29 protein-coding genes are annotated in these 24941 nt (G+C 61.7%); 16 read left to right on the top strand and 13 right to left on the bottom strand.

The annotated features are described in order from the left end of the window. Positions 1 to 58: 58 nt before the first annotated feature. Entirely contained in the window at positions 59 to 619 is a 561-nt protein-coding gene (locus NDI72_RS02775; protein ID WP_283799510.1) for an NADPH-dependent FMN reductase, read from the bottom strand. A 100-nt stretch (positions 620 to 719) separates the two neighbouring features. Here NDI72_RS02775 and NDI72_RS02770 point away from each other — a divergent pair, with 100 nt between their 5' ends. The 7 genes from NDI72_RS02770 to NDI72_RS02740 all read left to right on the top strand — a co-directional run bounded on the left by NDI72_RS02770 (position 720) and on the right by NDI72_RS02740 (position 5955). Further along, complete coding sequence (locus NDI72_RS02770; RefSeq protein ID WP_283799509.1) at positions 720 to 1142, top strand: winged helix-turn-helix transcriptional regulator; 423 nt, start codon at positions 720 to 722, stop codon at positions 1140 to 1142. Between the two features lie 205 nt (positions 1143 to 1347). Next, positions 1348 to 1986 carry a 50S ribosomal protein L25/general stress protein Ctc gene (locus tag NDI72_RS02765; protein WP_206544027.1) on the top strand — a complete coding sequence of 213 codons (639 nt, stop codon included), beginning with the start codon at positions 1348 to 1350 and terminating at the stop codon, positions 1984 to 1986. Positions 1987 to 2010: 24 nt separating this feature from the next. Then, positions 2011 to 2730, top strand: coding sequence for an aminoacyl-tRNA hydrolase (gene pth / locus NDI72_RS02760; RefSeq protein WP_113155816.1), 720 nt, complete (start codon positions 2011 to 2013; stop codon positions 2728 to 2730). A gap of 3 nt (positions 2731 to 2733) precedes the next feature. After that, positions 2734 to 3837: a redox-regulated ATPase YchF gene (gene ychF / locus NDI72_RS02755; protein ID WP_113155817.1), complete on the top strand. Its 1104-nt coding sequence runs from the start codon at positions 2734 to 2736 to the stop codon at positions 3835 to 3837. Positions 3838 to 3975: 138 nt separating this feature from the next. Beyond that, a complete protein-coding gene (corA, locus tag NDI72_RS02750; protein ID WP_113155818.1) occupies positions 3976 to 4947 on the top strand; it encodes a magnesium/cobalt transporter CorA in 972 nt (323 codons plus the stop codon). 64 nt (positions 4948 to 5011) lie between these two features. Further along, positions 5012 to 5479, top strand: a complete 468-nt coding sequence (locus NDI72_RS02745; protein WP_206554686.1) for a MaoC family dehydratase — start codon at positions 5012 to 5014, stop codon at positions 5477 to 5479. Then, a complete protein-coding gene (locus tag NDI72_RS02740) occupies positions 5476 to 5955 on the top strand; it encodes a MaoC family dehydratase (protein ID WP_206548249.1) in 480 nt (159 codons plus the stop codon). Before NDI72_RS02745 ends, NDI72_RS02740 begins: the two co-directional genes overlap by 4 nt. Here NDI72_RS02740 and NDI72_RS02735 read toward each other — a convergent pair. The 7 genes from NDI72_RS02735 to NDI72_RS02705 all read right to left on the bottom strand — a co-directional run bounded on the left by NDI72_RS02735 (position 5945) and on the right by NDI72_RS02705 (position 12942). Continuing rightward, positions 5945 to 7933 carry a S8 family serine peptidase gene (locus tag NDI72_RS02735; protein ID WP_283799508.1) on the bottom strand — a complete coding sequence of 663 codons (1989 nt, stop codon included), beginning with the start codon at positions 7931 to 7933 and terminating at the stop codon, positions 5945 to 5947. The two genes, NDI72_RS02740 and NDI72_RS02735, sit on opposite strands and share 11 nt — an antisense overlap. Before the next feature lie 84 nt (positions 7934 to 8017). Next, positions 8018 to 8569, bottom strand: a complete 552-nt coding sequence (locus tag NDI72_RS02730) for an adenine phosphoribosyltransferase (RefSeq protein ID WP_113155821.1) — start codon at positions 8567 to 8569, stop codon at positions 8018 to 8020. 186 nt (positions 8570 to 8755) lie between these two features. Continuing rightward, on the bottom strand, positions 8756 to 9580 hold the full coding sequence (locus tag NDI72_RS02725; protein ID WP_283799506.1) for a cytochrome c1: 825 nt from the start codon (positions 9578 to 9580) through the stop codon (positions 8756 to 8758). A 29-nt stretch (positions 9581 to 9609) separates the two neighbouring features. Next, a complete protein-coding gene (locus NDI72_RS02720; protein ID WP_113155822.1) occupies positions 9610 to 10896 on the bottom strand; it encodes a cytochrome b in 1287 nt (428 codons plus the stop codon). A 23-nt stretch (positions 10897 to 10919) separates the two neighbouring features. Further along, entirely contained in the window at positions 10920 to 11483 is a 564-nt protein-coding gene (petA, locus tag NDI72_RS02715; RefSeq protein ID WP_113155823.1) for a ubiquinol-cytochrome c reductase iron-sulfur subunit, read from the bottom strand. A gap of 267 nt (positions 11484 to 11750) precedes the next feature. After that, positions 11751 to 12506, bottom strand: a complete 756-nt coding sequence (locus NDI72_RS02710; RefSeq protein WP_206994075.1) for a class I SAM-dependent methyltransferase — start codon at positions 12504 to 12506, stop codon at positions 11751 to 11753. Between the two features lie 118 nt (positions 12507 to 12624). Then, positions 12625 to 12942 (bottom strand): DUF6665 family protein, encoded by a 318-nt coding sequence (locus tag NDI72_RS02705; RefSeq protein WP_502888368.1) that lies wholly within the window; start codon positions 12940 to 12942, stop codon positions 12625 to 12627. A gap of 95 nt (positions 12943 to 13037) precedes the next feature. On the opposite strand from NDI72_RS02705, the gene NDI72_RS02700 reads away from it, so the two are divergent. After that, the gene (locus NDI72_RS02700) at positions 13038 to 13670 is read left to right on the top strand and encodes a LysE family translocator (protein ID WP_206548253.1); all 633 of its coding nucleotides are present in this window, start codon (positions 13038 to 13040) and stop codon (positions 13668 to 13670) included. Positions 13671 to 13743: 73 nt separating this feature from the next. Here NDI72_RS02700 and hemF read toward each other — a convergent pair whose 3' ends face one another. Next, entirely contained in the window at positions 13744 to 14658 is a 915-nt protein-coding gene (gene hemF, locus NDI72_RS02695; RefSeq protein WP_206544320.1) for an oxygen-dependent coproporphyrinogen oxidase, read from the bottom strand. Between the two features lie 119 nt (positions 14659 to 14777). On the opposite strand from hemF, the gene NDI72_RS02690 reads away from it, so the two are divergent. Continuing rightward, on the top strand, positions 14778 to 15035 hold the full coding sequence (locus NDI72_RS02690; protein WP_113155827.1) for a hypothetical protein: 258 nt from the start codon (positions 14778 to 14780) through the stop codon (positions 15033 to 15035). Between the two features lie 180 nt (positions 15036 to 15215). Here NDI72_RS02690 and NDI72_RS02685 read toward each other — a convergent pair whose 3' ends face one another. After that, a complete protein-coding gene (locus NDI72_RS02685) occupies positions 15216 to 15662 on the bottom strand; it encodes a tRNA (cytidine(34)-2'-O)-methyltransferase (protein WP_206544035.1) in 447 nt (148 codons plus the stop codon). 297 nt (positions 15663 to 15959) lie between these two features. On the opposite strand from NDI72_RS02685, the gene NDI72_RS02680 reads away from it, so the two are divergent. The 7 genes from NDI72_RS02680 to NDI72_RS02650 all read left to right on the top strand — a co-directional run bounded on the left by NDI72_RS02680 (position 15960) and on the right by NDI72_RS02650 (position 22247). Next, positions 15960 to 16217 carry a hypothetical protein gene (locus tag NDI72_RS02680; RefSeq protein WP_283799501.1) on the top strand — a complete coding sequence of 86 codons (258 nt, stop codon included), beginning with the start codon at positions 15960 to 15962 and terminating at the stop codon, positions 16215 to 16217. Between the two features lie 89 nt (positions 16218 to 16306). After that, a complete protein-coding gene (locus NDI72_RS02675) occupies positions 16307 to 16852 on the top strand; it encodes a hypothetical protein (protein ID WP_283799500.1) in 546 nt (181 codons plus the stop codon). Positions 16853 to 16977: 125 nt separating this feature from the next. After that, positions 16978 to 18825, top strand: coding sequence for an ABC transporter ATP-binding protein (locus tag NDI72_RS02670; protein WP_206554681.1), 1848 nt, complete (start codon positions 16978 to 16980; stop codon positions 18823 to 18825). Then, complete coding sequence (locus NDI72_RS02665; RefSeq protein WP_206554680.1) at positions 18822 to 20708, top strand: ABC transporter ATP-binding protein; 1887 nt, start codon at positions 18822 to 18824, stop codon at positions 20706 to 20708. Before NDI72_RS02670 ends, NDI72_RS02665 begins: the two co-directional genes overlap by 4 nt. Before the next feature lie 58 nt (positions 20709 to 20766). After that, entirely contained in the window at positions 20767 to 21036 is a 270-nt protein-coding gene (locus NDI72_RS02660) for a hypothetical protein (RefSeq protein ID WP_283799499.1), read from the top strand. A gap of 9 nt (positions 21037 to 21045) precedes the next feature. Next, complete coding sequence (locus NDI72_RS02655) at positions 21046 to 21936, top strand: LysR substrate-binding domain-containing protein (protein ID WP_283799497.1); 891 nt, start codon at positions 21046 to 21048, stop codon at positions 21934 to 21936. A gap of 125 nt (positions 21937 to 22061) precedes the next feature. Next, complete coding sequence (locus tag NDI72_RS02650; RefSeq protein ID WP_113155833.1) at positions 22062 to 22247, top strand: DUF1059 domain-containing protein; 186 nt, start codon at positions 22062 to 22064, stop codon at positions 22245 to 22247. Positions 22248 to 22304: 57 nt separating this feature from the next. Here NDI72_RS02650 and NDI72_RS02645 read toward each other — a convergent pair whose 3' ends face one another. The 3 genes from NDI72_RS02645 to NDI72_RS02635 are packed head-to-tail and all read right to left on the bottom strand — an operon-like array spanning position 22305 to position 24834. Continuing rightward, positions 22305 to 23570 carry a CCA tRNA nucleotidyltransferase gene (locus tag NDI72_RS02645; RefSeq protein WP_283799495.1) on the bottom strand — a complete coding sequence of 422 codons (1266 nt, stop codon included), beginning with the start codon at positions 23568 to 23570 and terminating at the stop codon, positions 22305 to 22307. Next, complete coding sequence (locus NDI72_RS02640) at positions 23570 to 24208, bottom strand: CoA pyrophosphatase (RefSeq protein WP_283799494.1); 639 nt, start codon at positions 24206 to 24208, stop codon at positions 23570 to 23572. Before NDI72_RS02640 ends, NDI72_RS02645 begins: the two co-directional genes overlap by 1 nt. Then, positions 24205 to 24834 (bottom strand): DUF1285 domain-containing protein, encoded by a 630-nt coding sequence (locus tag NDI72_RS02635; protein ID WP_206554701.1) that lies wholly within the window; start codon positions 24832 to 24834, stop codon positions 24205 to 24207. The genes NDI72_RS02640 and NDI72_RS02635 overlap by 4 nt, the downstream gene beginning before the upstream one ends. Positions 24835 to 24941 lie beyond the last annotated feature (107 nt).

Raw genomic sequence — 24941 nt, 5'->3', positions numbered from 1 at the left:
CGACACAAAAAAGCCGGCCTCTGTGGCCGGCTTTTTTTATGGCTCTTGCCTGATGAAGTCAGGCGGCGGCGCGCTCCGCATCAGCGCCGACCCACGCAGAGAACCTGTCGACGAACTCGGCCAGGAAGGCCCTGGTGTCCTCATTGGTGATGTCGTTGTTCCCGTCGATGAGGTCGGGCTTCATCTGCAGATAGACCTCGGGGCTGGTCATCAACGTTGCGCCAAGGCTTACCAGAATGGAGCGCAGGTGGATCTGCGCGGCGATGGCGCCCATTGCGCCCGGGCTGGCGCCCACAACGGCGGTCGGCCGCCCGGTCCAGCTGTTCATGCCCCAGGGACGCGAACCCCAGTCGATGGCATTCTTCAGAATGGCGGGAATGGAACGGTTGTGCTCCGGCGTGACGATCAGAAGACCATCATTTGCGCCGATTCGATCCTTGAGGTGCTGAGCAGCCGCAGGATAATCCGCAGCGTCGTCATCATTGTACATCGGCAGCGTGGACAGGTCGAAATACTCGAATTCGAGCCGACCCTCCGCAAGCTTCTCAAGCGCCTGCGCGAATTTGAGATTGATCGACTCCCTGCGATTGGAGCCGACGAGAACCAAAACTTTCTTCATTTTCATTCCTCTGTCCGGCCGGGGTCAAAATCCCGGTGGTATCCTTTGGTAACCAGGCCTATATCTGACAGCAGGAAACCCGTTGCAAGAAGGCACCTTTATGAAACCGCGTCATGGGCACATATCCGAGAGCTGCCGCCCGATCAGCGAAATCCTGTCCCTCATCGGCGACAAGTGGACATCGCTCATCATCGGACGCCTGCGCGGGGAACCGCTACGCTTCAACGAGCTGAAACGGCGCGTGGACGGCATCTCCCAGAAGGTGCTGACCGCATCGCTGCGCGCGCTGGTGCGTGACGGTTTCGTGGAGCGCATCGAATATCCGACGGTGCCGCCCAGCGTGGAATACCGACTCACCCCGTTCGGTCACGAACTCGCCGAACCGCTTTCCGTGCTGCAACAGTTCGCACTCGACAATGCGGGCCGGATGGAGGCCGCACGCGCTGCGTATGATGCGCGTACGGGCGGTGAGAAGCCGGGTCGGCAGGAAACACAGCCGATACAGCCCGCCGCCGTGCCGTAAAAGGCGTTGCGCCCTTGCGCACGCCCCCTCCATCGGCTATAGACCCGCCGTCCGCGTAGACACCCTTGGAGGCACCGCGGATGGAAGTTCGCCCGATACAATTCGGTCTTCAGGCAGCGCTTGTAGCGCCGTCCGGTTCCGTTTCGGACAGCTTTCACGTTTTCAGGTTCGCCTGAAAGCGCTCCACAACATGAAAGGACAGGCCATGAGCCAGAGCTATGAGCTGAAGGCCGAGGCGCGCGAACGGGTCGGTAAGGGGTCCGCCCGGGCTATTCGGCGCAACGGAAAGATTCCCGCCGTGATCTACGGCGACAAGGATGCCCCCATCTCCATCACGCTTCCCTACAAGGAAGTGTTCATGAAGATCCACGCCGGTGGCTTCCTCACCACGATCGCGACGATCGACGTCGACGGCAAGAAGATCAAGGTCCTCCCGAAGGATTACCAGCTTGATCCCGTCCGCGACTTCCTGATGCATGTGGACTTCCTGCGCATCGGCAAGGGCACCGTCGTGACCGTCAACGTGCCGGTTCACTTCATCAATGAAGAAACCGCACCCGGCATCAAGCGCGGCGGCGTTCTCAACGTCGTTCGTCACGAAGTCGAGTTCACCTGCCCGGCTACGGCGATCCCCGAGTACATCGAGGTTGATCTGGCTGGCATGGATATCGGCGATTCCGCACATATCTCCGCAGTCAAGCTGCCGGAAGGCGTGGAACCCACCATCACCGACCGCGACTTCACCATCGCAACCGTCGCAGCACCGGCCGGCCTCAAGTCGGAAGAAGCTGCCGAGGGCGAAGAAGCCGGTTCGGAAGAGAAGGAGGGCGAGGGCGAGGAGTAATCCTCCCCTTTCCTGCAAGATCTCATGCTGCTTATTGCAGGGCTCGGCAATCCCGGCCAGCAATACGAACGGCACCGGCACAATGTCGGTTTTATGGCGGCGGACGCGATTGCGCGCCGCCATAATTTTTCGTCATGGTCAAAGAAATTCAACGCGCTGGTGGCCGAAGGGCGCATCGGCGGCGAGAAGGTGCTGCTGATCAAACCGCAGACCTTCATGAACCTTTCTGGCCAGGCGATCGGCGAAGCCATGCGGTTCTACAAGGTCGGTCTTGAAGACCTGATCGTCTTTTATGACGAGCTGGACCTTGCCCCCGGCAAGCTGCGCCTGAAGACCGGCGGCGGCTCGGGCGGACACAACGGCATCAAGTCCATCGACGCCCATTGCGGCAAGGACTATCGCCGCGTGCGCATCGGCATTGGCCATCCCGGCGACAAGGCGCGTGTGAATGCGCATGTTCTGGGTGATTTCGCCAAGGCAGACCAGGCCTGGCTCGAACCGCTTCTCGACACGGTGGCAGACAACATCGCCATGCTGGCCGAGGGTGACGAGTCGGGTTTCATGAACCGCGTCAGCCTCGCGGTGAAAGGGTCCGGCGCTGAGCCGGCCGCCAAACAGGAAAAGAAGCCCGCCCGGAAGCAGAGCCACATTCGCCAGGCGCGGCAACAGGGGCCATCGGCCTCAATACCGGAAAATGGCCCCATGGCGGCCATGCTGAAGAAACTCCTCGGCCAGAAGGAATAGGAAATGGGTTTCAAATGCGGCATCGTCGGTCTGCCCAATGTCGGCAAATCGACGCTCTTCAACGCACTCACCAAGACGGCAGCCGCACAGGCCGCCAACTACCCCTTCTGCACCATCGAGCCCAATACGGGCGAGGTGGCGGTGCCCGACCCGCGCCTGAAGAAGATCTCCGCCGTGACCGGCTCCAAGGAGGTCATCCCGACCCGCATTTCCTTTGTCGACATCGCCGGCCTGGTGCGTGGCGCGTCCAAGGGTGAAGGGCTCGGCAACCAGTTCCTCGCCAACATTCGCGAAGTGGACGCCATCGTTCATGTGCTGCGCTGCTTCGAGGATGACGACATCACCCATGTGGAAGGCCGGATCGACCCGGTCGCCGATGCGGAGACGGTCGAGACCGAGCTGATGCTTGCCGACCTGGAGAGCCTTGAGCGCCGCACGCAGCAGATGCAGAAGCGCGCCACCGGCAAGGACAAGGAAGCCCAGACGCTTCTGCCGATGATGGAGCAGTCGCTTGCACTGCTGCAGGACGGCAAGCCGGTGCGCGTGCTGCTCGACGGTATTGCAGCCGAAGATCTGAAGATCCTGCGCAGCCTGAACCTTCTCACCTCCAAGCCCGTTCTCTATGTGTGCAACGTGGCGGAAGGCGACGCAGCCGAGGGCAATGCCCAGACAAAGCGCGTGGAAGAGATGGCTGCTGCGCAGGGTGCCGGCACCGTCGTCATCTCCGCCGCCATCGAGGCCGAAGTCGCCCAGCTTTCCGATGAAGAAGCCGTCGAGTATCTGGACGCCATGGGACTGGAAGAGCCGGGCCTCGACCGCCTCATCCGGGCCGGCTACGAACTTCTCGACCTGATCACCTTCTTCACGTCCGGCCCGAAGGAAACCCGCGCCTGGACCGTGCACAAGGGTGCCAAGGCCCCGCAGGCTGCCGGTGTGATCCACACCGATTTCGAGCGCGGCTTCATCCGCGCCCAGACCATCGGCTATGATGATTTCGTGACCCTCGGCGGTGAAGTCGCCGCCCGTGACGCCGGCAAGGCGCGCGACGAGGGCAAGGAATATGTCGTGGTTGATGGCGACGTGATGCTGTTCAAGTTCAACACCTGAGGCACCACGGACCACAATGAAAAACGGGGGTGTCGCCGACAGGCTGCACCCCCTGTCTTCTGCACATCCCGGCATCATGTCTTGACGGCGTCACAATAGCCGGAAATGGTCGCCCCGGGATTTTGCAGGAGAGTAGATGTGATTAAGACTTTTATTTTTGAGAACCAACGCCTTAAGCCTGTCGAATTTGCAGACGCCGAGCGTGAAAAAATCGTCTGGTTAGACCTGCTCGCCCCGACCGACGAAGAAGAAAAAACCGTCGAGGACTGGCTCGGCATCGACGTGCCAAACCGCAAGGACATGGAGGAGATCGAGGTCTCCAGCCGCCTCTACAGCGAAGACGGCGCGCACTTCATGACCACCACCCTGCCCGCACAGAGCGAGAAGGATCAGCCCGAGATGGGGCCGGTGACGTTCATCCTGTCGCCGGGCAAGCCGCTGGTCACCGTACGCTTTCACGAGCCCCGCGCGTTCCAGACATTTCCGCAGCGGGCGGAGAAGAGCGCCCTTGGCTGCGCCACCGGCGAGGCGGTTCTGATCAACCTGCTCGACGCCGTGGTGGAACGGCTCGCGGACATTCTCGAACGCGCCGGCCGCGAAGTTCAGGAACTCTCCAAGGGCATTTTCCATCCGTCGGAAAAGAAAGCGTCCAGCCGCGACCGCAGCTTTCAGATCATTCTGCGCAGGATCGGCGGCAAGGAAGACCTGCTCGCCAACCTGCAGGAAAGCCTGCTCACAATGCAGCGTCTTGCCACCTTCTTCAGCGCCGTATCGGCAAAGAACAGCAAGGAGCTGCGCGCCCATATCAAGACGCTGTCGCGCGATGTTGAAGCGCTTTCCGTTCATGCTTCCAGCCTCTCCCACAAGATCAACTTCCTGCTCGACGCCACGCTTGGCATGATCAGCATCGAACAGAGCGCCATCATCAAGATCTTCTCGGTGGTGGCGGTGGTGTTCCTGCCGCCCACCCTCGTCGCATCGATCTACGGCATGAACTTCGAGTTCATGCCGGAGTTGCAATGGACCTATGGCTACCCTCTGGCCCTTGTCGTGATGGTCCTCTCGGCAGTGCTTCCCTTCTGGTATTTCAAGGGGCGCGGCTGGCTCTAGGGCCAGGTCCTTGAAGAAGGCCGCGCTTGCGGCCATAAGGTTCAAGCCTGAACAGGAAGCAATCATGACAGACAAGAAGTGGGCGTTCGAGGATCTTGAGCCGGGACTGACAATCCCGTTCAGCGAGAAGACCGTGAGCGCAGAAGAGATCATCGCGTTTGCAAGACAGTTCGACGCGCAACCCATGCATCTGGACGAAGAAGCCGGCAAGGCCAGCATACTGGGCGGTCTGGCGGCCTCCGGCTGGCACAGCTGCGCCATGTTCATGCGGATGCTCTATGACGCGTTTCTGGTCGATTCCACGTCTCAGGGCTCGCCCGGCATCACCGACGCGCGCTGGAAGCGCCCCGTCATCGCCGGAGATACGCTCAGCGGCCAGACAACGGTGCTGGAGCGCCGTCCGCTCAAATCGCGCCCGGGCATCGGCCTGGTGACGTTTCGCCATCTGGTGACCAACCAGCGCGGTGAGACGGTGATGGAGATGGAGAACCCGATCATGTTCAGGATGCGTGCGACGGGAGCGGCAGCATGAGTATCGACCGTTTTCTGCGGCTTGGCGAAACCGTGACGCTGGGCACGCACACATTCAGCGCCGAGGAGATCATCGCCTTCGCCCGCGCCTATGATCCGCAGCCTTTCCACACGGACCCGGAAGCCGCACGCGACAGCGTGTTCGGGCGGCTGTGCGCCTCTGGCTGGCACACCTGCTCCATGTGGATGCGCTACAATCTCGAAGGCATTGAACGCGACGCCCATGGCGCATGGGACGGCCCCGGCGAAAAACCCGAATTCGGCCCCTCCCCCGGCTTCTCCAACCTGAAATGGCTAAAACCCGTCTTTGAAGGCGACACGATCACCTTCACGCGCACGGCAACGGCGCATCGTCCGCTCGCCTCACGCCCCGGCTGGCATCTGGTGACGCTGATGGCCGCCGCCTGCAATGGCGACGGCGAAACGGTGATGCAGTTCGACAACGGCGTTCTGATGAAGGCCGCAGTCAATAGCTGACCGACAGGCCGAGCGAAACCTGGTGCTGATTGCCGGCCCCGTAAAACGCGCCGGCATAGCCAATTCTGGCGGACGCACCGGTTTCCGGCAAATGCAGATCCAGCTTCGCCGCGATATCAAGCCTGTCACGCCCCACCCCTTCGGCCCGCGCTTCCAGCACACGGCCGAGAAGCGTGGTATCGACCGCGAAAGCGCCCGGCTTGAGAACACGCGCGTAAGCGAGCTCCAGTCCCGGCTCGACCTCCCAGTCCGCCAGACCGAACCTGCCGGACAGGCGGATGCCCGGGCCAGCTTCAACCGTGGTGATGCGGTCGGCGCTCACAGTCTGACCGAGCAGTTCCAGCCCCGTTTCATGTGCCGGCCCGAAGCGCTGGGTGATCCCCGAAAAATGCGCAAAGAGCGTTGCGTCCCCCCAACCGAAAGCCCGCCGATAACCGGTCTCCATCGTTCCGAAACCACCATGGGCGACATTGTGTGACTGCGCCACCGGTTGGCCCAGCGCGGTCACCGTGCCGGCAAGCCCCGGGATGGTGCGCCGCGTGTGGGTCTGGCGGAAACGGCTGACGCCCGCGCTGGCCCGCAGGCGCCAGTCGCCAATATCCCAGGTCCCATAGGCGAAACCATGCACGCCTTTCGCATGCGCGGTGTTGGCAGTGGCACGCTCACTGGTGTCCACCTCAGCGTAGCCAACGCCAAAGCCGGCGGTAACATTGACCTGATCGATCAGATCGACACCCGTGTAGAGCGTCCTGATGCTCGCTCGCGCCTCTGGAAAACCGGGTGAGACGGAAGTTCTGGAATGCAAGAAACTGCCACTCATCCAGAGCCGGTCGTTTAGCGGCGCGCGTCGCCGCATAGTCTCAAAAGGCGCGCGTGCCGCCTGCGCCATCGCCATGTGCCTGCTGCGGGAAGAAGCGGCAAAAATACTGCGCCCGGCCGGGGAAATAGTTTCCGTCAGATTGCCCAGGTCAAGCAGGCCCCAGCCGAAAACCGGATCAACGCCCGGATCACCGATATCGAGCGCGGTGCGAAGGATCAGCTTGCGTATGTCGCGCGTATCAGCCTGCGGAAACATCTGACGCGCGATTGCGAGCCCGCCGGTGACATGCGGTGCAGCCAGCGAAGTGCCCATGCCGGAGAGATAACCTCCCCCTGTCCGGGCCGCATAGATGCCATTTGATGCACCGGCCTCTCCGCCAGGCGCTGCCAGACACCAACGGGCGGCGAAGCCGCATTTGTTGGCGTAATAGGCGAGCCGCCCATCCGTATTGACTGCGGTGACGGCAAGCGTGGTGCTTTCCAGTTCAGGAAAGACAAGCGGGAGGCTCGGAAGAAGCGCAACAGATTCACGGCCATGATTGCCCGCCGCCCAAACTGTCAGGATCCCCGCACCGGCGGCTTCATGCACCGCAAACAGAGTGTAACTCAAAGGGCTGAGAACCCCGGGATCATCGTCGGGGTACAGAGGCACGTAGGTCTGCAGCCCAAACGAAGCATTGATGAGGTCGACCCCCATCTCCAGCGCATACATGAAGGAGAAAGCGAATGTGAGGTCGAGAGGGTCGGAGTGCGACAACTGAACGGACATGAGCGTGGCGTCATAGGCCACTCCATGCATACCGTTTCCGTCCCTGTTCCCGACCAGAACACTCCCCACCATCGTGCCGTGTCCAACAGGGTCACTGCTGCCATACATGAGGCCACGAAGATCAAACGACTTCGATGAAACCCGCCCGAAAAGCTCTGGATGAGAAGCGTCGGCTCCGCTGTCGAGCAAGCCGACCAGGATGCCCCCGCCGGTGAACCCGGCCCTGTGAGCCAGGTGGGCATTGATCCGGGAAAGTCCCCACTGAGCATCGGTTTCCGCGTCTCCCGTCGAGCCGACAGGAAAATGAATGACGGCCCCCTCCTGCGCCAAACACGCAGTGGAGAGCTCTCCGCCAATAGCGAAGAGCACCAACAAAAAAGACAATCTCATCTATATATATCTAAATTATAATATAATTAAATAAAAACAACTCCTTATGAGGGTATACTGAAAAACTTCAAGAAACAACAGTATTCAATCGCCTTCGAAGGCGATCAGGGTGTGGACGTCGACCCCAAGCGCTTCAAGCTTGGCGCGGCCGCCCAGGTCCGGCAGATCGATCACGAAGCAGGCTGCGACGATTTCCGCACCCATCTGGGTCAGAAGCTTCACCGCGCCTTCGGCGGTGCCACCGGTGGCGATCAGGTCATCGACCAGAAGAACCTTCTCGCCCGGCTTCACCGCGTCCTTGTGCATCTCCATCTCGTCGATGCCGTATTCAAGGCTGTAGGCCACGCGCACGGTGTCGTGCGGCAGCTTTCCCTTCTTGCGGATCGGAACAAAGCCCGACGACAGCTGGTGCGCCATGGCGCCGCCCAGAATGAAGCCACGCGCTTCGATACCAGCGATCTTGTCGATCTTGGTGCCGGCATAGGGGTGCACCAGCTCATCCACCGCACGGCGGAAGGCGCGTGCATTGCCCAGAAGCGTGGTGATGTCGCGGAACATCACGCCGGGTTTCGGATAGTCCGGGATCGTGCGGATTGCGGAAAGAAGGGTTTCCTGAAGTGTCTGCGAAGCTGCCATGTGCCCTGCCCTGTTTCGCCTGATTGTCCGCTTCACCTTTCACACAGAACGATGAAACGGCAGATGGTCTGCTGTTGCCCTGTCTGCGCGAGATCAGGCGTTTTCACCTGACTGTAAACTGCATCATCGCGCAAAAGAAAAGGGCGCCGGCGGCGCCCTTTCAAATCTCTTTATGTGGACGGCGCGTCAGTGTGCGTCAGACCAGATCTTGCGCTTGGTCAGATAGACCAGACCGCCGAAGAGCAGAAGGAAGATCATGACCACGAAGCCCGTGGACTTGCGTGCTTCCATGTGCGGCTCGGCTGCCCACATCAGGAACGCGGAGATATCGCGCGCATACTGATCGACCGTCTCGGGCGCACCGTCATCATAGGTCACCATGCCCTCGGAGAGCGGCGGCGCCATGGCCAGCGAAGCCGAGGAGAGGAAGTACGGGTTGTAGTAGGTGCCAGCCGGAACTTCGTGTCCCTCGGTAACGTCACTGTAACCGGTCAGCAGGGCGTGGATGTAATCCGGGCCTGCCTCGGCATACTGGGTGAAGATGTCGAAGACGAAGGTCGGGAAACCACGCTCGACAGCGCGTGCCTTGGCAATCAGCGAGAAGTCCGGGGGGACTGCACCGCTGTTGGAGGCGGCAGCCTGCTGCGGGTTGGCGAACGGAGCCGGGAAGCGGTCCGACGGCTTTGCCGGGCGCATGTACATGTCACCGGCATCATCCGGGCCGTCCTCGACCTCATACTCGGCTGCAATCGCACGCACCTGGGCGTCGGAGTAGCCGAGATCGGTGAGGTTGCGGAACGCCACAAGATTCATCGAGTGACACGCCGCGCAGACCTCGCGGTAGACCTTGAAGCCGCGCTGCAGCTGGCCCTTGTCGTAGGTGCCGAACGGGCCGGCAAACGACCAGTCCTGCTCGACCGGCTTCTTGATCGGGAACTCGGCGGCATCGGCTGCCGTAGCGACAGCCAGACCGAGACCGAGCGCGGCCAATCCGTTGAGGACGTTCTTCATTTCGAAAATCCCTTTGCGCATTCTCTCGCTCAGCCCTTTGCCTGTTCGGTGGCCGGCGCGCCGGCGGAGGACTTCTTCTCAAGCACCGCTTCCGTGATGGAATTGGGCAGACGGCGGGGCGTCTCGACCAGACCGAGAACCGGCATGATCACGATGAAGAAGGCGAAGTAGTACAGCGTCGCACCCTGTGCCATCGCCACGTAGATGCCTTCTGCCGGACGCGAGCCGAGCCAGCCGAGGAAGACGGCGTTCACGACGAAGAGCCAGAAGAAGAGCTTGAACCACGGGCGGTAGACAGCCGAACGAACCTTCGAGGTGTCGAGCCAGGGCACGACAAACAGAACCGCGATGGCGCCGAACATGGCCAGAACGCCGCCCAGCTTGGAGTCGATCGGTCCGATGTTGAAGGTGATCGCACGCAGGATCGCGTAGAACGGCAGGAAGTACCATTCGGGAACGATGTGCGCCGGGGTCTTCAGAGCGTCAGCCTCGATGTAGTTGTCGGGGTGACCCATGTAGTTCGGAATGTAGAAGACGAAGTAGGCGAACAGCAGCATGAACACGACCATGGCGAACGCGTCCTTGACGGTCGCATAGGGCGTGAAGGCCACGGTGTCGGTCTTCTGCTTCACTTCGATGCCGGTCGGGTTGGTCTGACCGGTCACATGCAGCGCCCACACGTGCAGGACGACAACGCCGGCGATCATGAAGGGCAGCAGGTAGTGCAGCGAGAAGAAGCGGTTCAGCGTCGGGTTGTCGACGGCGAAGCCACCCAGAAGCAGCTGCTGGATCCACTCACCCACCAATGGAATGGCGGTGAAGAAGCCGGTGATAACCGTTGCGCCCCAGAAGCTCATCTGGCCCCACGGAAGCACGTAGCCCATGAAGGCCGTCGCCATCATCAGCAGGTAGATGATGCAGCCGAGGATCCACAGCATCTCACGCGGCGCCTTGTAGGAACCGTAGTAGAGGCCGCGGAAGATGTGCACATAGACGGCGATGAAGAACATCGACGCGCCGTTGGAGTGCAGGTAGCGCAGCAGCCAACCGGAGTTGACGTCGCGCATGATCTTCTCGACGGAAACAAAGGCAACTTCGGTGTTGGCCGCATAATGCATGGCCAGCACGATACCGGTCACGATCTGCGCCACCAGCATCAGCGAAAGGATGCCGCCGAAGGTGTATGCATAGTTGAGGTTGCGTGGCACCGGATAGGCCACGAAAGAATCATAGACCAGACGCGGAAGCGGCAAACGCGCATCCATCCAGCGGCCGAGGCCGGTCTTGGGCGTATAGGTCGAATGTCCAGCGCTCATTGAAAATCCCCTCTCGCCAAGCCTTAGCCGACCTGAATGACGGTGTCGGACACGAATTCAAAAGTCGGAACCGCCAGGTTTTCTGGAGCCGGACCTTTGCGGATGCGGCCAGCGGTGTCGTAGTGCGAACCATGGCACGGGCAGAACCAGCCGCCGAAATCACCGGCCTGGCCGAGCGGCACGCAGCCCAGATGGGTGCAGACGCCAACCATGACGAGCCAGTTTTCCTTGCCCTCGCCCGCCGAGCGGTCGATGTCCGTCGCCGGTGCATCGGCAGCAATGTTGGCATTGCGTGCGATCGGGTCCTTGAGGTCGGCCAGAGCAACAGCCTTGGCTTCCTCAATTTCCTTCTCAGTCCGGTTGCGGATGAACACAGGCCGGCCGCGCCATTTCACGGTCAGGGACATGCCGGGCTCAACGCCGGACACGTCTACCTGAATAGACGCCAGCGCCCGGGTGGACGCATCTGGCCGCATCTGGTCGATGAACGGCCATGCAACGCCGGCGATGCCAACGGCACCGGCAACGCCTGTGGCGACATAAAGAAAGTCACGCCTTGTATGTTCGGTCGAATCGGTAGCGCTCACGGGACTGCGATCCTTTCACCTCAGTTCGGCCGGTCGGGAAGCCTCATTGCACCTCAAACACGGGCATTTTACCACGCATGGCAAAGCTGCCCGGTTCTACCCCCGGCATTTTTCGATGGTTTCTATGCGCCACGCAGGAACTTGTCCAGACGGGGGCGGCTTTAGATGGCAGATTGTCGCGGGTAAAACACAGCGAATAAAGATGAGTGAAAAACTCTTATTTTTCAACGAACGCGCCTCCCACCATCCTGACACCTGCCGTCCAGATCACGCGCCGGCGACCGCCTCGAAGGTGAAGCTGACTGCCTCAGGCCCGGGCTTCTCATCGGCGCAATAGTCGCCATGGACGCGAATTTCCTTGAAACCCGCGGCTTTCAGGGCGAGTTCCATCTCCAGAACGCCCCATAGACGCAGATGGAAGAGCTGCAGCTCACTTGCCACAAGAACATCATCGCGCCACTGCTCGTAACGCAGGTGGGAAAGCATGGTCTGGCGCTGGAAGCAGGTTTCCACACGCTGCTCCGACAGCGTCAGAAGACTGTCCCCGTCGCGCCAGTGACGCGCGGTGCGGGACGTATCGGCGAGTGAGGCCAGCGGATCGAGATCAAGCAGCAGGCGTCCGCCCGCACAAAGAGCGTCATGGAATCGCCGAAGGACGCCAAGTGCTGCCTCCGGTTCCGTGACAAGCTGGAACGAACCGGCGGGAATGATGATGGCCTCAAATCGCTCAGGATAAGAGAACGTCTCGAAGCGCTGGATATCGACCGGCGCCGACAGCCCCCTCTTCGCGCACTCCGCCCGGCAATGGGCGACCATCTCGTCCGACGCGTCGAAACCACGAATATCGAAGCCAGCTTCAAGAAGCGGAATCAGCACCCGGCCATTGCCAGCCGCAGGCTCAAGGACGGGACCGCTGCAGCCTGCCAGACGATCACGATAAAACCCGATATCGCCGAAGGAGCGGCCTATGGGCTTGTCGAGGTGATAGACCCAGGAGGCCAGCGTGCCGTACCGGTTTTCCATTGCGTAATCTCTTCTGCCTGCATCTGTTTGCAGACCGGGACTGCCATCGCAACGCGGCAACGGCAAGCGGGCCAGAATAAGGGATTCGCCAGACCAGAGAGCGGATGCGGCCTGGTTGTCAGGTCGCGCCCAATCGGGCCAGAACCCTGCCCGGGATGGCCATGTCCTTGATGACATCATCATGCCTGCGCATTCCGCACAGCTCGCGCTGAATGAAATAGCCATGAACCGCATCAGCAGCGGCGTGAAGCAGGCGGTCGCGCGCCTGCGCATCGCTTTCATCCGCTTCGGAAAGCCGCGCCAGCGCCTTCTCGACCCTCCGGCCTGCATGCCCCAGAGACGACGCCTGCTCTGCCGCAATCTCGTGCTGCAAAACCGTATCGCCACTCAAGGGGTGAGACACGAGGCCGGTGATGGAACTGGGCATCTTCAGCATGGGGCAGCGCGGCTCCACCGTTGATGGACAAAACGAAAGACTGCCTTCTATATAGCATCACACCCAGTCCCGCATGAACCGACAAGGTGACCTTGATGACACTGCTTGAGCTTGGAACCTTCACTCTCGTCGCAGCGCTTCTCGTCGTGTCACCCGGCCCCAACGGGGTGCTGATCGCCAAAACCGTGCCGACTTCCGGCAAGGCGGCGGGCTTTGCCAATGTCGCGGGCTTCTTCGCCGCGTTCTATGTGCACGGCCTTCTTTCCATTCTGGGCATATCGATCATTCTGGTGCAGTCAGCCCAGCTCTTCTTCATCGTAAAAATGCTGGGCGCGGCCTATCTCTGCTATATCGGGGTCAAGGCCCTGTGGCAGGCATGGCGCGGTCTTGCAGCGCCGCACTCCATCACACCGGCCAAGAGGCGGCGCACGCTCGCGAAGGCGGGGCTCGAAGGGTTCCTGACCAACGCGCTGAACCCCAAGGTTTCAATGTTCTATCTCGCTGCGTTTCCGCAGTTCATTCCGGCAAGCGCGGATGCAACGTCCTGGGCGTTTGCGCTGGTGGCGATCCATTCGCTGCTGAACGTGCTCTGGTTCTCGGCGCTCGTGCTCCTGTTCTCGAGCATGAAGTCGCTTGGCGGCAGCGCCAGCATGCAGCGCTGGCTGAAAGCCGTGACCGGAACGGTGTTCGTCGGGTTCGGGTTGAAACTCGCCACCATGCGCCCCTGAAGAAAACGGGCGGGCCGGCTCCCCTCGGGAAACCCGGCCCGCCCGCATCACATGACTGAGCGGCCAGCTGCGGCTACGGCCACTTCACCTCTGGCGGCATGCTGGACAGGATGGAGTTCACATTGCCGCCGGTCTTCAGTCCGAAGATCGTGCCGCGGTCATAAAGCAGGTTGAACTCGACATAACGGCCCCGGCGCACGAGCTGCTCTTCGCGGTCGGCCTCGGTCCAGTTGGTGTTGAAGTTCTTGCGCACCAGATGCGGATAGGCGACGGCAAAGGCGCGTCCCACATCGCGGGTGAAATCAAAGTCGGCCTGCCAGCCGCCCTTCTCGTCCGGCGTTTTGAGCCAGTCATAGAAGATGCCGCCCACGCCGCGCGGTTCCTTGCGATGCGGCAGGTAAAAATACTCGTCACACCAGGCCTTGTATTTCTCGTAGTCGACAATCCCGGCATGACGTTCACACACGAACCGCATGGCCTTGTGAAAGGCCACGGTGTCGGGGTCTTCCTGCGAACGACGACGGTCAAGCACCGGGGTCAGATCTGCGCCGCCGCCAAACCACTGGCTGGTGGTCACCACCATGCGGGTGTTCATGTGAACGGCCGGCACATGGGGGTTCTGGGGATGGGCGATCAGCGAAATGCCGGAGGCCCAGAAACGGGGATCCTGCTCCGCGCCCGGTATCTGCTTGCGGAACTCGGGAGAGAACTCGCCATGAACCGTCGAGACATGGATACCGACCTTCTCGAAAACGCGGCCATGCATCATCGACATGACGCCCCCGCCGCCTTCACCGCCGTCGCGCTCCCAGGGCGTACGCTCGAAGCGGCCCGGCGTGCGCGTGGACAAAGGCCCGGTCAGCTCATCTTCAAGATTTTCGAAGGCTGAACACAGCTTGTCGCGCAGTTCCTCGAACCAGGCGCGCGCGGCTGCTTTTTTTTCTTCGATATCGTCCGGCAATCCGGTAGGGAGTTCTGGTCTTTCCATCATCATTCCTTTCGCCCGATCCTACGCAACGCCGCAGGAAACGGACAGCCCCACAAATGACTCGCATTTTTCAACAGCGTTGCCTAAGCTTCTTATCAATCGGGTCAAGGAGTTCTTTCGTGCGTGTGCCCGCAAAACCACCCCTGGAAGGGCTGAAACGCAGCCTCGACAAACATCGCGCAAGGACGGGTCGTCTGCCACGCGACGGATTTCTACGGGAGAGTTTTGCACTGCCGCGCGCGCAGGCCCGCGACAAAGCGCGCGAATGGCTGGAGCGCTGGCCCAAGCAGGCTTACTGGACAGAGATCGAAAGCTGGTGTGAACGCCCCGGCGACATGATCGAGTTCACGATGCGCCGATTACCAAGCGCCGACTGACCTCCCGCGTCTTCCATCCAAGATTTCAGATATACGTGACGGCCTGTTTCAGACTGCGTTTCTGAACAGCATATGCGCGCCTCGCGGCTGTTGACTTAAAGTCGGCTTGAACCTGTAGGCAGCTCTTTCCGAAGCCAAGGAAAGAGCCCGATGCAGCGTGAAACGCCCCAGGATGATGACCTATCGCAACTGCCTGAGCGCCTCGCCGGCGGCCATCGCGGCCGTCATCGCAAGGTTGAGACTGCGCGCGCCCTCTTTCATGGGAATGGTCAGCCGCGCATCGGCGGCGGCGTGGACGGCTTCCGGCGCACCGGAAGATTCCCGACCGAACAGAAGAATGTCGCCATCGGCATAGGAAAAGTCCGTGTAACCCGCCTCGGCCCGGGTGGTGAACAGGATAAGACGCCGGCCCTCGCGCTTGCGCCAGAGCTCGAACGTTTCCCAGGACGGATGGCGGGCGAGCGCGGCACGCTCAAGATAATCCATCCCCGCGCGCTTCAGATTCCGGTCGGAGAGATCAAAGCCGGCAGGCTCGATCAGATCGACCGTGAAGCCGAGGCAGGCGGCGAGACGGAGAATGGCGCCGGTGTTTCCGGGAATGTCTGGCTGGTAAAGCGCGATACGCATGCGGCTGTGTCTCTCGACATGGCTGAGTGTTGCCTTCCGGACACAGCTGAGGACGTGTCGACCGAAAGGCGTAATTACGGGTGGCGGGTCGCTGCAACTGTGGGTATAAGCCCGCCATTGTCAACGCGAACCGAAGGAGAAAGGCATGACAATGCGACGACATCACATGATCTGGCTCCTCGCCGGTGGCCACAAGGCCTGACGGCGGACTCGGTCCGGCACGCTCCTGCACCATTCCAAGGCAGCTACCCATCGCAGTCCGTCGGGATTTCCTCCCGCTCCCCAAGGACGTTCGCGATGCACAACCGCTTCCCCCGGCGGCCAAACGGCCGCAATGACGATTTTTTCGTTCCACAACTAGACCCCACACGCCCTACCCTGCAGGACCGCAGGCTTGAAGCATGGGCGCTGACCCTTGGTGTGAAAACGCCCCTCATCCATGAGGACCGGACGCAACGGCCGCATCGCGGCCAATTGGCGGATATCGACCTCGGACAGGTCGCGCCGGCAGCGCGTATCGGCCTGATGGCGAAACTGAAACGGCTGTTGCGATGAAGAGCGCCTGCCCCTCTTCGCACCCCTCATTTCCCGCTTCGCACGCCTGCGGAGCGGGCACGATCACGCATGCGCCGACACAACCGCAGATGGCAGCAGAGAAAACGCATCCTCTGGTCAAGCCCGAACAACACGGTTATAAGGTGCATCCCATCAACGAAAACCGCTGGAGGCGGCAATGGACAACAAGATGCTTACCTCCTTCGCTGGTCTGCGCCCGTACATCGCGGCGCCATACCAGGCCTGACGGCGGCTTTCGTTCTTCAGCTTTTCTAAGATTACCAAAGCAGTTCACGAGCGAATCCGCCGACCGTTTCTTCCGGTTGACACATGGGATTTGCATCATGACTGCACGCTTTCCAAACGGACGCACCGCGTCTCAAGACAATAAGATTTCAGGCACCGACCCGGCCACCGCCGCGTTTTTGCGCGGACATGACAGCGCTCCTGCCACGTCTCTTTCAGGAGCCTTCAAGGCCGCTCTCGGAACCCAGGCGCAGCCACCGCGCACAAAACCGCACGACCAAAGCGGCGGCACGCCTCCGCCCTTCCTGAATACCGGCTCCATGAAGGAGCCAGGCAATAAACGCGCAAACCGGCCTGCGGCATCCGTGCCGCGCAAGGGCCACATCTAGCCGAACGCATTTGCTTTTCCGCCAGCCGCCGCCCGCGGAAAAGAGCACGAAAACAGACGTTTACACCGCAAACGCGACTCGACGCGTCGCGTTTGCGGGCACGAGAATGAAAGACGCCAAAGACAATGTATCAATGGTTCGAACGACGACTTGAGCCCTTCCCCGCCGAAGAACCGCAGGAGCCGCCGCGCACCTTCTTCGCCTTCTGCCTGCACTTCACCAAAGGGGCATGGCCCTATATCGCCATTTCGGCGGTCCTGATGATGATCATCGCCATTGCAGAGGTCTGGATGTTCTCCTTCCTCGGCAACATCGTCGACTGGCTGGCCGAGAAGGACCGCGCGACCTTTCTGGATGAGGAAGGCGCAAAGCTGATCGGCATGGCTGCAATCGTCGGCATCGCCCTGCCGGCGGTGGTGTTCCTTTATGGTCTGGTCACGCATCAGGTGCTGATGGGCAACTATCCCATGCGCATCCGCTGGCAGGTGCATCGCTATCTGCTCAAACAGTCTATGAGCTTCTATCAGGACGAGTTTGCCGGCCGCATCGCCACCAAGCTGATGCAGACGGCGCTTGCCGTGCGCGAATGCGTGATCAAGATGACCGACGTGATGAACTATGTGACGGTGTACTTCACCGGCATGCTGGTTCTCGCGGCCTCGGCCGACTGGAAGCTGGCAGCACCGCTGGTGGGCTGGCTGGTGGGGTACATCCTGCTCATGCGCCATTACGTACCCAGGCTCGGAAAGATCGCGCAGCGGCAGGCTGACGCGCGCTCGGTGATGACCGGCCGCGTGGTCGACAGCTACACCAACATTCAGACGGTAAAACTCTTCTCGCATGGCCGACGCGAAGCGTCTTACGCCCGCGAGGGCATGGGCGGCTTCCTCGACACGGTGCATGAGCAGTTCCGCAACATCACCGGTCTCTACGGCCTGCTCTACCTGCTCAACGCCCTGTGCCTCGTCGTGGTCGGGTATCTCTCCGTCACCCTGTGGGTGGCCGGTGCGGTAAGCGTCGGCGCCGTGGCCGTGGTGCTCGGCCTCGTGCTTCGCCTGTGGGGCATGTCGCAGTGGATCATGTGGGAGCTGACGGCGCTGTTCGAGAATGTCGGCACCGTGCAGGACGGCATCAGCTCGATCTCCATGCCCCGGCTGGTCGATGACAAGCCGGACGCAAAGGCCCTTGCAGTGCCGGAAGGCAAGATCGATTTCGACGGGATCGGCTTCCACTACGGCAAGAAGGGCGGCGTCATCGAAGAGCTGTCGCTAACCGTGAAGCCCGGCGAGAAGGTCGGCCTCGTGGGCCGTTCGGGCGCGGGCAAGTCGACGCTCGTGAACCTGCTCTTACGCTTCTACGATCTGGAGCGCGGGCGCATCGTCATCGATGGCCAGGACATCGCCGACGTGTCGCAGGACACGCTGCGCGCCGCGATCGGCATGGTCACGCAGGACACGTCCCTGCTGCACCGTTCGGTACGCGACAACATCCTCTATGGCCGCCCCGACGCGACCGAAGAGATGATGCTTGAAGCGGCCCGGCGCGCCGAGGCGATGAGCTTCATCGGCGGACTGACGGACCCGAAGGGCCGCGTGGGCTTTGACGCCCATGTGGGCGAACGGGGCGTCAAACTGTCAGGTGGCCAGCGCCAGCGCATTGCCATTGCCCGCGTCATGCTCAAGGATGCGCCGATCCTCATTCTCGACGAGGCGACCTCCGCACTCGATTCCGAAGTCGAAGCGGCGATCCAGGAAAACCTCTACCGCCTGATGCAGGGCAAGACGGTGATCGCCATCGCCCACCGGCTCTCCACCATCGCTGCCATGGACCGCCTGGTGGTGATGGACAAGGGCCGGATCGTCGAGGAAGGCACGCATGACGATCTGGTTGCCGCCGGCGGGCTCTATGCAAGCCTCTGGCAGCGCCAGTCCGGCGGGTTTCTCGATCTCGAAGCAAACGAGGCTGCGGAATGAAGGAAGACAGCGAAAAGACGGAGCCCCACCAAACCGACAGCCTGTGGCGCAGTCTCGAAGAGGTCATAGACCCCTTCGGCGACACGCCGCGGGCGGTCCTGCCGGTCAAGGCGCATGAGTTCATTCTCTTCTTCGCCCGGCAGGCCAAATGGCCGTTCATCCTGCTGCTGATCGCCGGCGGCCTGATGGGGGCCGTCGATGCGGGGCTTTACTGGGCGCTTGGCTGGCTGATCGACCTGCTGGACTCCTCCTCGCCGGCGACGCTGATCGCCGATCACTGGACGAAGCTGGCCGGTTTTCTGGCCCTGCTTCTGGTGATCCGCGCCGTGGTCATCATCGTCAACACGGTGCTGGAAGAGCAGGTCATCGCGCCTGCCTTCTACCAGCGTGTGCGCTGGCAGTCGTTCCGGCGGGTGATCGAACAGCCCTATGAATTCTACCAGAACGACTTCGCCGGCCGCATCGCCACAAAGATACTGCAGGGCGGTGAAGCCACGGGCGACTTCATCATCAACGTGCTGCAGACCATGTGGAGCTTCCTCACCTTCGTGGTGCTGGCGCTCTCCATTCTGACGGTGCTCGACCCGTGGATGGGCGTGGTCATCGTGCTCTGGCTCGCGACCTACATGGCCATCGCGCGCTTCCTGCTGCCGCCCCTGCGGCGGGCAGGCCGGCGCACGGCGGACCAGCGTTCGATCCTCAACGGACGCATGGTCGACGCCTTCACCAACATTCTGGCGGTGAAGCTGTTCGACAGCGGCCAGCGCGAGCATTCCTATGTGCGCGAGGGCATGGCGCATTTCCTGAGCGCGGTGCAGAAGCTGACGCGCGCCATCACCCGCGTGCGGGTGACGGTGGCCATCGTCAACGGCTTCATGATGGCGGCAATCTTCGTGCTGGCGGTGTCGCGCTGGCTCGACAGCGCCATCACCACAGGCGAGATCGCGGCGGCCATGGGCCTCGTCTTCCGTCTGAACCAGATGTCGGGCTGGATGATGTTCAACATCAACGGGCTGATCCGCAACTACGCGACCGTGCAGGACTCAACCACCGTCGTTTCGGTGGAGCCGTCGATCCGCGACGCCGAGGGCGCAAAGGTCATGCCGCGCGCCGAAGGCGACATCCGCTTTGACGACGTGACGTTCAATTACGGCAAGGAAAGCGGCATCATCGAGGGGCTGAACCTGCACATCAAGCCGGGCGAGCGCGTGGCGCTGGTCGGGCCTTCGGGCGCCGGCAAGACCACCATTGTCAGCCTGATGCTGCGGCTTTTCGAGGCCGAGCACGGGCGCATCCTGCTCGATGGTCAGGACATCACGCAGGTAACGCAGGCCTCGCTGCGCGCACAGTTCGGCGTGGTGAGCCAGGAGCCGATGCTGATGCACCGCTCGATCCGCGACAACATCGCCTATGGGCGGGGCGACGTCACCGAAGAGGAAATCATCGCGGCGGCAAAGCGCGCCTCGGCGCATGAGTTCATCCTCGATGTGACCGACCCGAAAGGCCGGACCGGCTATGACGCGGTGGTGGGCGAGCGGGGCGTAAAGCTCTCCGGCGGCCAGCGCCAGCGCATCGCCATCGCCCGGATGATGCTGAAGAATGCGCCGATCCTCATCCTCGATGAGGCAACATCGGCGCTGGATTCGGAGATCGAAGCGGTGATTCAGGAAAATCTTGAGCGGCTGATGGAGAACAAGACGGTTATCGCCGTGGCGCACCGGCTCTCCACCATCGCCGCTCTCGACAGGATCATCGTGCTGGACCGGGGCCGCGTTGTCGAAGAGGGCTCGCACGACGCGCTGGTGGAACAGGACGGGCTTTACGCCCAGCTGTGGAAACGCCAGTCGGGTGGCTTTCTGGGCGAACGGATGGCTGCTGAGTAAGCCTGGACACGAATGCCGGTGGCTGCACTGATGGTGCGGCCATCGGCTCTTCTTCCTCATGGTCTTCAAAACTGGAGCGACGCAGCGGCAAATCCGCCAGCTCGCGCTCCGACATGCCGCGAAGAGCCGGATGCGCCAGCGGATCACGCCACCAATTGTCATCCCAGGCATCCTGCACCGCTCGCCGGTGATTGTCCCTGAAGGTTTGAACCATTATCCAGAAAAACTGAAACATGGTGCCTTCTCCATCTGTGAGATTTCTCTACGAGAGCCAAAATCCCGGCGTTTGGCATTATTTTCAATGGAGATTGCCTGTGGTTTGTTTTAGAAAAACTATATGAAACACCTGCCACGCGTTCACCTGAACGGATTGCGCGCCGTCGAAGCGGCGGGTCGGTGCGGCTCACTCAGTGCGGCTGCCGATGAACTCGGCGTTTCGGTGGGAGCCGTCAGCCAGCAGATCATCAAGACCGAAGCGCAGCTCGGCGCGGCAATCTTCGAGCGGACGGGACGCGGCATCCGGCCAACCGGGCTCGGCCAGCAGTTCATCGACCGGCTGAGCCTCGGCTTCCAGACACTCGACGCAGCCGTCGCGATGACGCGTCACGACACGGATTCGGTCCTGACCATCTCGGTCGCGCCCGTCTTCGCATCCAAATGGCTCGTGCCGCGGCTGGCGCGCTATACGAGAGCGCATCCGGAAACCAAGCTGCGGCTGGAGGCCTCGACCGACCTCATCAATCCCGACAGCAGCGACATCGATCTGGCGATCCGTGTGGGCGAAGGCGACTGGCCGGGCGTGAAGAGCGAGTATCTTCTGCCGCAGGAAGTGTTTCCGGTCTGCGCGCCGGCGCTGGCCGACGCGCTCGAGACGCCTGAAGACATACTCACAGCGCCGATCATCCGCGACGCCAACTCGAACATTGCATGGGATGTGTGGCTGAAACCGCTTGGTCTTGACCAGCGCGACCTCGTTGAGGGCGACAGTTTCACCGACGCCGCGCTCTGCCTTGATGCAGCCATCGCCGGACAGGGCGTCATGCTTGCCTGGCACACACTCGCTTATGATGCGCTTCAATGCGGGCGGCTGGTCGCGCCGTTTCAGGAGCGGGCCAGAACACGCTACAGCTATTGGCTGATCACCTCGGAGAACCGGCAGGAACCGGCAAAGGTGCGTGAATTCAAGGCATGGCTGCGCGGCGAGATCGAGGAAATGCTTGAAGTCTGACGGCACGGCGGATGACGCTGTGGGCTAGCTCAATGCCAATCAAGTTTGTTTCCCTCAGCAACCTCTCGCCGCATTCCGTGTTATAGTTTAAGGCACGCATCAACCGAGAACAGGAGGACAGTCTCATGAAGGAATTTCATTGCGGCTCGCTCGTTCCAGGCTGCGACTGGCACACACGCCATGAGGAAGAAGCGGAGGTGATCCGCCGCGCAGCCGAACATATGCGCGATGCCCACGGCGAAACGGTGATCCGCGAGAGCATGGTGGAAGCCATCCGCTCTCGCATCGGGCAGGCCAAGAACGCGGCCTGAGCCGCGCCCTGCCCCCCCAAAGACCGCAGCCCCGAAAGGGTCAGCCTGCGGTCGAAATCATCCGGTCGAAATCATCTCTGCGGCGCGCTCAAGCAGCGCGTCGCGCTTCAACGAGAAATCAGACTCGATCCACTCGTCCTGAAGCCGCGACAGGACTTCACCGACCGCGCGCCCCTTTTCCAGCCCGAGCTTTGCCAGATCGCCGCCATCGACCGGAAGCACCGGCTTCTGCCATGCGGCGGCGAGCCTCATCAGGCGGGTGAAGCCGGCAGCCTCCATCAGCGCCTTGTCATCCTCGGCAGCGCGCGCCCGCGCGCTCACAAGCGCAAGCTTCAGCCGCCACAAAAGACCTTTTTCATCAGACCTGTAGGCAAGTTTTCTGAATCCGGCCTCATCGAGATCAGGCTGCGGAACGGGTGCCCTCGCCCAGCCCATCAGCGTCGCCTTTTCCGCGTTGGAAAGGCGCAGCCGCCTGCCCAGTTCCAATATGCGCGGCTCATGGGGCGGAATGATCGCCGCAAGACGCAGAAGCGGCTCCGGCCCCCAGCCAAGCGTGCGTTCCGTCTCCATCAGCGGGCCGATCGTGTCGATGCCCCATTTCTCCGATTCCGGCAGGATCTTCGTCAGCACACCGGTCTGGCGCATCCACAGAAGCGCACGCGAAGGATCGGGCGCGGACAGAAGCTTCTTGAGCTCCGCCCAGACACGCTCGGCGGAAAGACGCTCCAGCCCGTCGCGGTGACGCGTGCAGGCCTTCAGCCCGGCGGCATCCGGACGGCCAGCGCCATACCAGGCGAAAAAGCGGAAGAAACGCAGAATGCGCAGATAATCCTCGGTGATGCGGGTGTCTGCATCGCCGATGAAGCGCAGGGTGCGGCTGTCGAGATCCGCAAGCCCGCCGACCAGATCGATGATGTCGCCATCGGCGCGGGCATAGAGCGCGTTGATCGTGAAGTCGCGGCGCTCGGCATCGTTCTGCCAGTCGCGCCCGAAGGTGACGCTGGCGCGGCGGCCATCGGTTTCCACGTCGGCGCGTAGCGTCGTCACCTCATAGGCGTGACCATCTGCGATTACCGTCACGGTGCCGTGATCGATGCCCGTCGGCGCGGTGCGGAAACCTGCCTTGCGCGCGCGGCGCACGGTCTCATCCGGCGTCGTGGTGGTGGCGATATCGATGTCGGTGACAGGCTGGCCAAGCAGCGTGTTGCGCACCGCGCCGCCGACGACGCGCGCCTCATCGCCCTCGGTGGAAAGGGCTGCGAGCAGTTTCTGAAGCTTTTCGTCGGCCAGCCATTGCGATTCTGAAATCAGTCGCTTGTCCATCAAGCATAAAGTCTTTCGTAAAGGGTGCGGATAATGCCGGCGGTCACGCCCCAGATGAAGCGCTCGCCGAATGGCATGGTGTAATAGAACCGTTCCTTCTCCTGCCACAAACGGCTTTCGCACCGATGGTTGGCGGGATCCATGAGAAAGGCAAGCGGCACCTCAAAGGCGGCATCCACTTCGTCGGGATTGAGGTGCAACCGGAAGCCCGGACGGACGATACCAAGCACCGGCGCGATGCGATAACCGCTGCCGGTCGAGTAATCGGGCATGCGTCCGACCACATCCACGATGCGGGGCCGAAGGCCGATTTCCTCATCCGCCTCGCGGAGCGCCGCAGCCTCGGGCGACACGTCCTCCGGGTCGATGCGGCCGCCGGGAAAGGCGATCTGGCCGGAATGGTTGCGCAGCGCCAGCGTGCGCTGGGTCAGGATGACCGACGCGCCATCGGCATGATCGACAACCGGAATGAGCACCGCCGCATCGCGCAGGCCGGGCCGGACGATCATTTCGCGCAGGTCCGGGTTCAGGCTGTGATCGCCATAGTCTTCCGCCCCTGCCGGTCCCTGCTGTCTTGCAGCGCGGCGGCGGAATTCCTCTGCCGAGAACAGGCTTTTGGGCGCGGTCGTCATGGTCATTGCGAAAGTCTATCCAGTTCGGCGACAGGCATCACGGGAAAAACCGAACCGCGCGAGCGGATGGCAAACATGAGCTGCCCGTCAATCTCGATCTCCTCGCCCGCTTCCACAAGATCATACATGACCGAGCGGGCCACCAGCGCCTCGAGACGCCCGCGCACATGGAGATAGGGTTTTAGCCCGCCGGTCTCCGGCTGGTCCACGAAGCGCAGTTCATGCTCTGGCCCGGCCTCGACCACATCGCCGACATTGGTGCGGAAAGTGAGCGCCTGGTCTTCGCCCGCGCCGGTCACGACCATCTCCACGGCGAGGAAAGGCGCATCCTCGACGCGGATGCCGACTTTTTCCACCGGAGTTACGAGATAGGTTTTGCCGTCCTCATCCTTGCGCAGAACGGAGGAGAAAAGCTGTACCAGCGCCGGGCGGCCAATCGGCGTTCCCATGTAGAACCAGGTGCCATCGGCTTTGATCTCCATGTCGAGATCGCCACAAAAGGCGGGGTTCCAGCGTTCGACGGGCGGCGCGCCTTTTCCGGAGCGGGCCGCGCGCGCTATCATTGCCTCAAGACTGACGGCGTCGCCGGCTTCAGCGAGACTTGATGTGCTCTTAGTCGTTTCATCGTCCATGGTCACGAAATAGTCACTGTTGTTTCGCTTGTCAGCCTTGTTCAGTGTTTTAAATTTCCCAAAGGGACGTGACGGTACGAATCGCTTCAGACACGTGCCGGCCTGGT

The sequence above is a fragment of the Nitratireductor sp. GZWM139 genome (assembly GCF_030068685.1).
Classification (GTDB): Bacteria; Pseudomonadota; Alphaproteobacteria; order Rhizobiales; family Rhizobiaceae; genus Nitratireductor; species Nitratireductor aquimarinus.
Note: the sequence above shows the minus strand (reverse complement) of the source record. Positions and strands in the feature narration are given on the sequence as shown.

What these genes read in the sequence shown, in the direction of transcription:
- NDI72_RS02650 (WP_113155833.1), top strand. Translation starts at nt 22,062, where the DNA reads ATGAAGGAATTTCATTGCGGCTCGCTCGTTCCAGGCTGCGACTGGCAC.
- NDI72_RS02770 (WP_283799509.1), top strand. Translation starts at nt 720, where the DNA reads ATGAAACCGCGTCATGGGCACATATCCGAGAGCTGCCGCCCGATCAGC.
- NDI72_RS02640 (WP_283799494.1), bottom strand. Translation starts at nt 24,208, where the DNA reads ATGACCATGACGACCGCGCCCAAAAGCCTGTTCTCGGCAGAGGAATTC.
- NDI72_RS02645 (WP_283799495.1), bottom strand. Translation starts at nt 23,570, where the DNA reads ATGGACAAGCGACTGATTTCAGAATCGCAATGGCTGGCCGACGAAAAG.
- NDI72_RS02670 (WP_206554681.1), top strand. Translation starts at nt 16,978, where the DNA reads ATGTATCAATGGTTCGAACGACGACTTGAGCCCTTCCCCGCCGAAGAA.
- NDI72_RS02660 (WP_283799499.1), top strand. Translation starts at nt 20,767, where the DNA reads ATGGTCTTCAAAACTGGAGCGACGCAGCGGCAAATCCGCCAGCTCGCG.
- NDI72_RS02735 (WP_283799508.1), bottom strand. Translation starts at nt 7,933, where the DNA reads ATGAGATTGTCTTTTTTGTTGGTGCTCTTCGCTATTGGCGGAGAGCTC.
- NDI72_RS02720 (WP_113155822.1), bottom strand. Translation starts at nt 10,896, where the DNA reads ATGAGCGCTGGACATTCGACCTATACGCCCAAGACCGGCCTCGGCCGC.
- pth (WP_113155816.1), top strand. Translation starts at nt 2,011, where the DNA reads ATGCTGCTTATTGCAGGGCTCGGCAATCCCGGCCAGCAATACGAACGG.
- NDI72_RS02710 (WP_206994075.1), bottom strand. Translation starts at nt 12,506, where the DNA reads ATGGAAAACCGGTACGGCACGCTGGCCTCCTGGGTCTATCACCTCGAC.
- NDI72_RS02740 (WP_206548249.1), top strand. Translation starts at nt 5,476, where the DNA reads ATGAGTATCGACCGTTTTCTGCGGCTTGGCGAAACCGTGACGCTGGGC.
- NDI72_RS02700 (WP_206548253.1), top strand. Translation starts at nt 13,038, where the DNA reads ATGACACTGCTTGAGCTTGGAACCTTCACTCTCGTCGCAGCGCTTCTC.
- NDI72_RS02680 (WP_283799501.1), top strand. Translation starts at nt 15,960, where the DNA reads ATGCACAACCGCTTCCCCCGGCGGCCAAACGGCCGCAATGACGATTTT.
- ychF (WP_113155817.1), top strand. Translation starts at nt 2,734, where the DNA reads ATGGGTTTCAAATGCGGCATCGTCGGTCTGCCCAATGTCGGCAAATCG.
- NDI72_RS02725 (WP_283799506.1), bottom strand. Translation starts at nt 9,580, where the DNA reads ATGAAGAACGTCCTCAACGGATTGGCCGCGCTCGGTCTCGGTCTGGCT.
- NDI72_RS02775 (WP_283799510.1), bottom strand. Translation starts at nt 619, where the DNA reads ATGAAGAAAGTTTTGGTTCTCGTCGGCTCCAATCGCAGGGAGTCGATC.
- NDI72_RS02705 (WP_502888368.1), bottom strand. Translation starts at nt 12,942, where the DNA reads ATGCTGAAGATGCCCAGTTCCATCACCGGCCTCGTGTCTCACCCCTTG.
- NDI72_RS02745 (WP_206554686.1), top strand. Translation starts at nt 5,012, where the DNA reads ATGACAGACAAGAAGTGGGCGTTCGAGGATCTTGAGCCGGGACTGACA.
- NDI72_RS02665 (WP_206554680.1), top strand. Translation starts at nt 18,822, where the DNA reads ATGAAGGAAGACAGCGAAAAGACGGAGCCCCACCAAACCGACAGCCTG.
- NDI72_RS02675 (WP_283799500.1), top strand. Translation starts at nt 16,307, where the DNA reads ATGGCAGCAGAGAAAACGCATCCTCTGGTCAAGCCCGAACAACACGGT.
- hemF (WP_206544320.1), bottom strand. Translation starts at nt 14,658, where the DNA reads ATGGAAAGACCAGAACTCCCTACCGGATTGCCGGACGATATCGAAGAA.
- NDI72_RS02765 (WP_206544027.1), top strand. Translation starts at nt 1,348, where the DNA reads ATGAGCCAGAGCTATGAGCTGAAGGCCGAGGCGCGCGAACGGGTCGGT.
- NDI72_RS02655 (WP_283799497.1), top strand. Translation starts at nt 21,046, where the DNA reads ATGAAACACCTGCCACGCGTTCACCTGAACGGATTGCGCGCCGTCGAA.
- NDI72_RS02730 (WP_113155821.1), bottom strand. Translation starts at nt 8,569, where the DNA reads ATGGCAGCTTCGCAGACACTTCAGGAAACCCTTCTTTCCGCAATCCGC.
- NDI72_RS02685 (WP_206544035.1), bottom strand. Translation starts at nt 15,662, where the DNA reads ATGCGTATCGCGCTTTACCAGCCAGACATTCCCGGAAACACCGGCGCC.
- NDI72_RS02635 (WP_206554701.1), bottom strand. Translation starts at nt 24,834, where the DNA reads ATGGACGATGAAACGACTAAGAGCACATCAAGTCTCGCTGAAGCCGGC.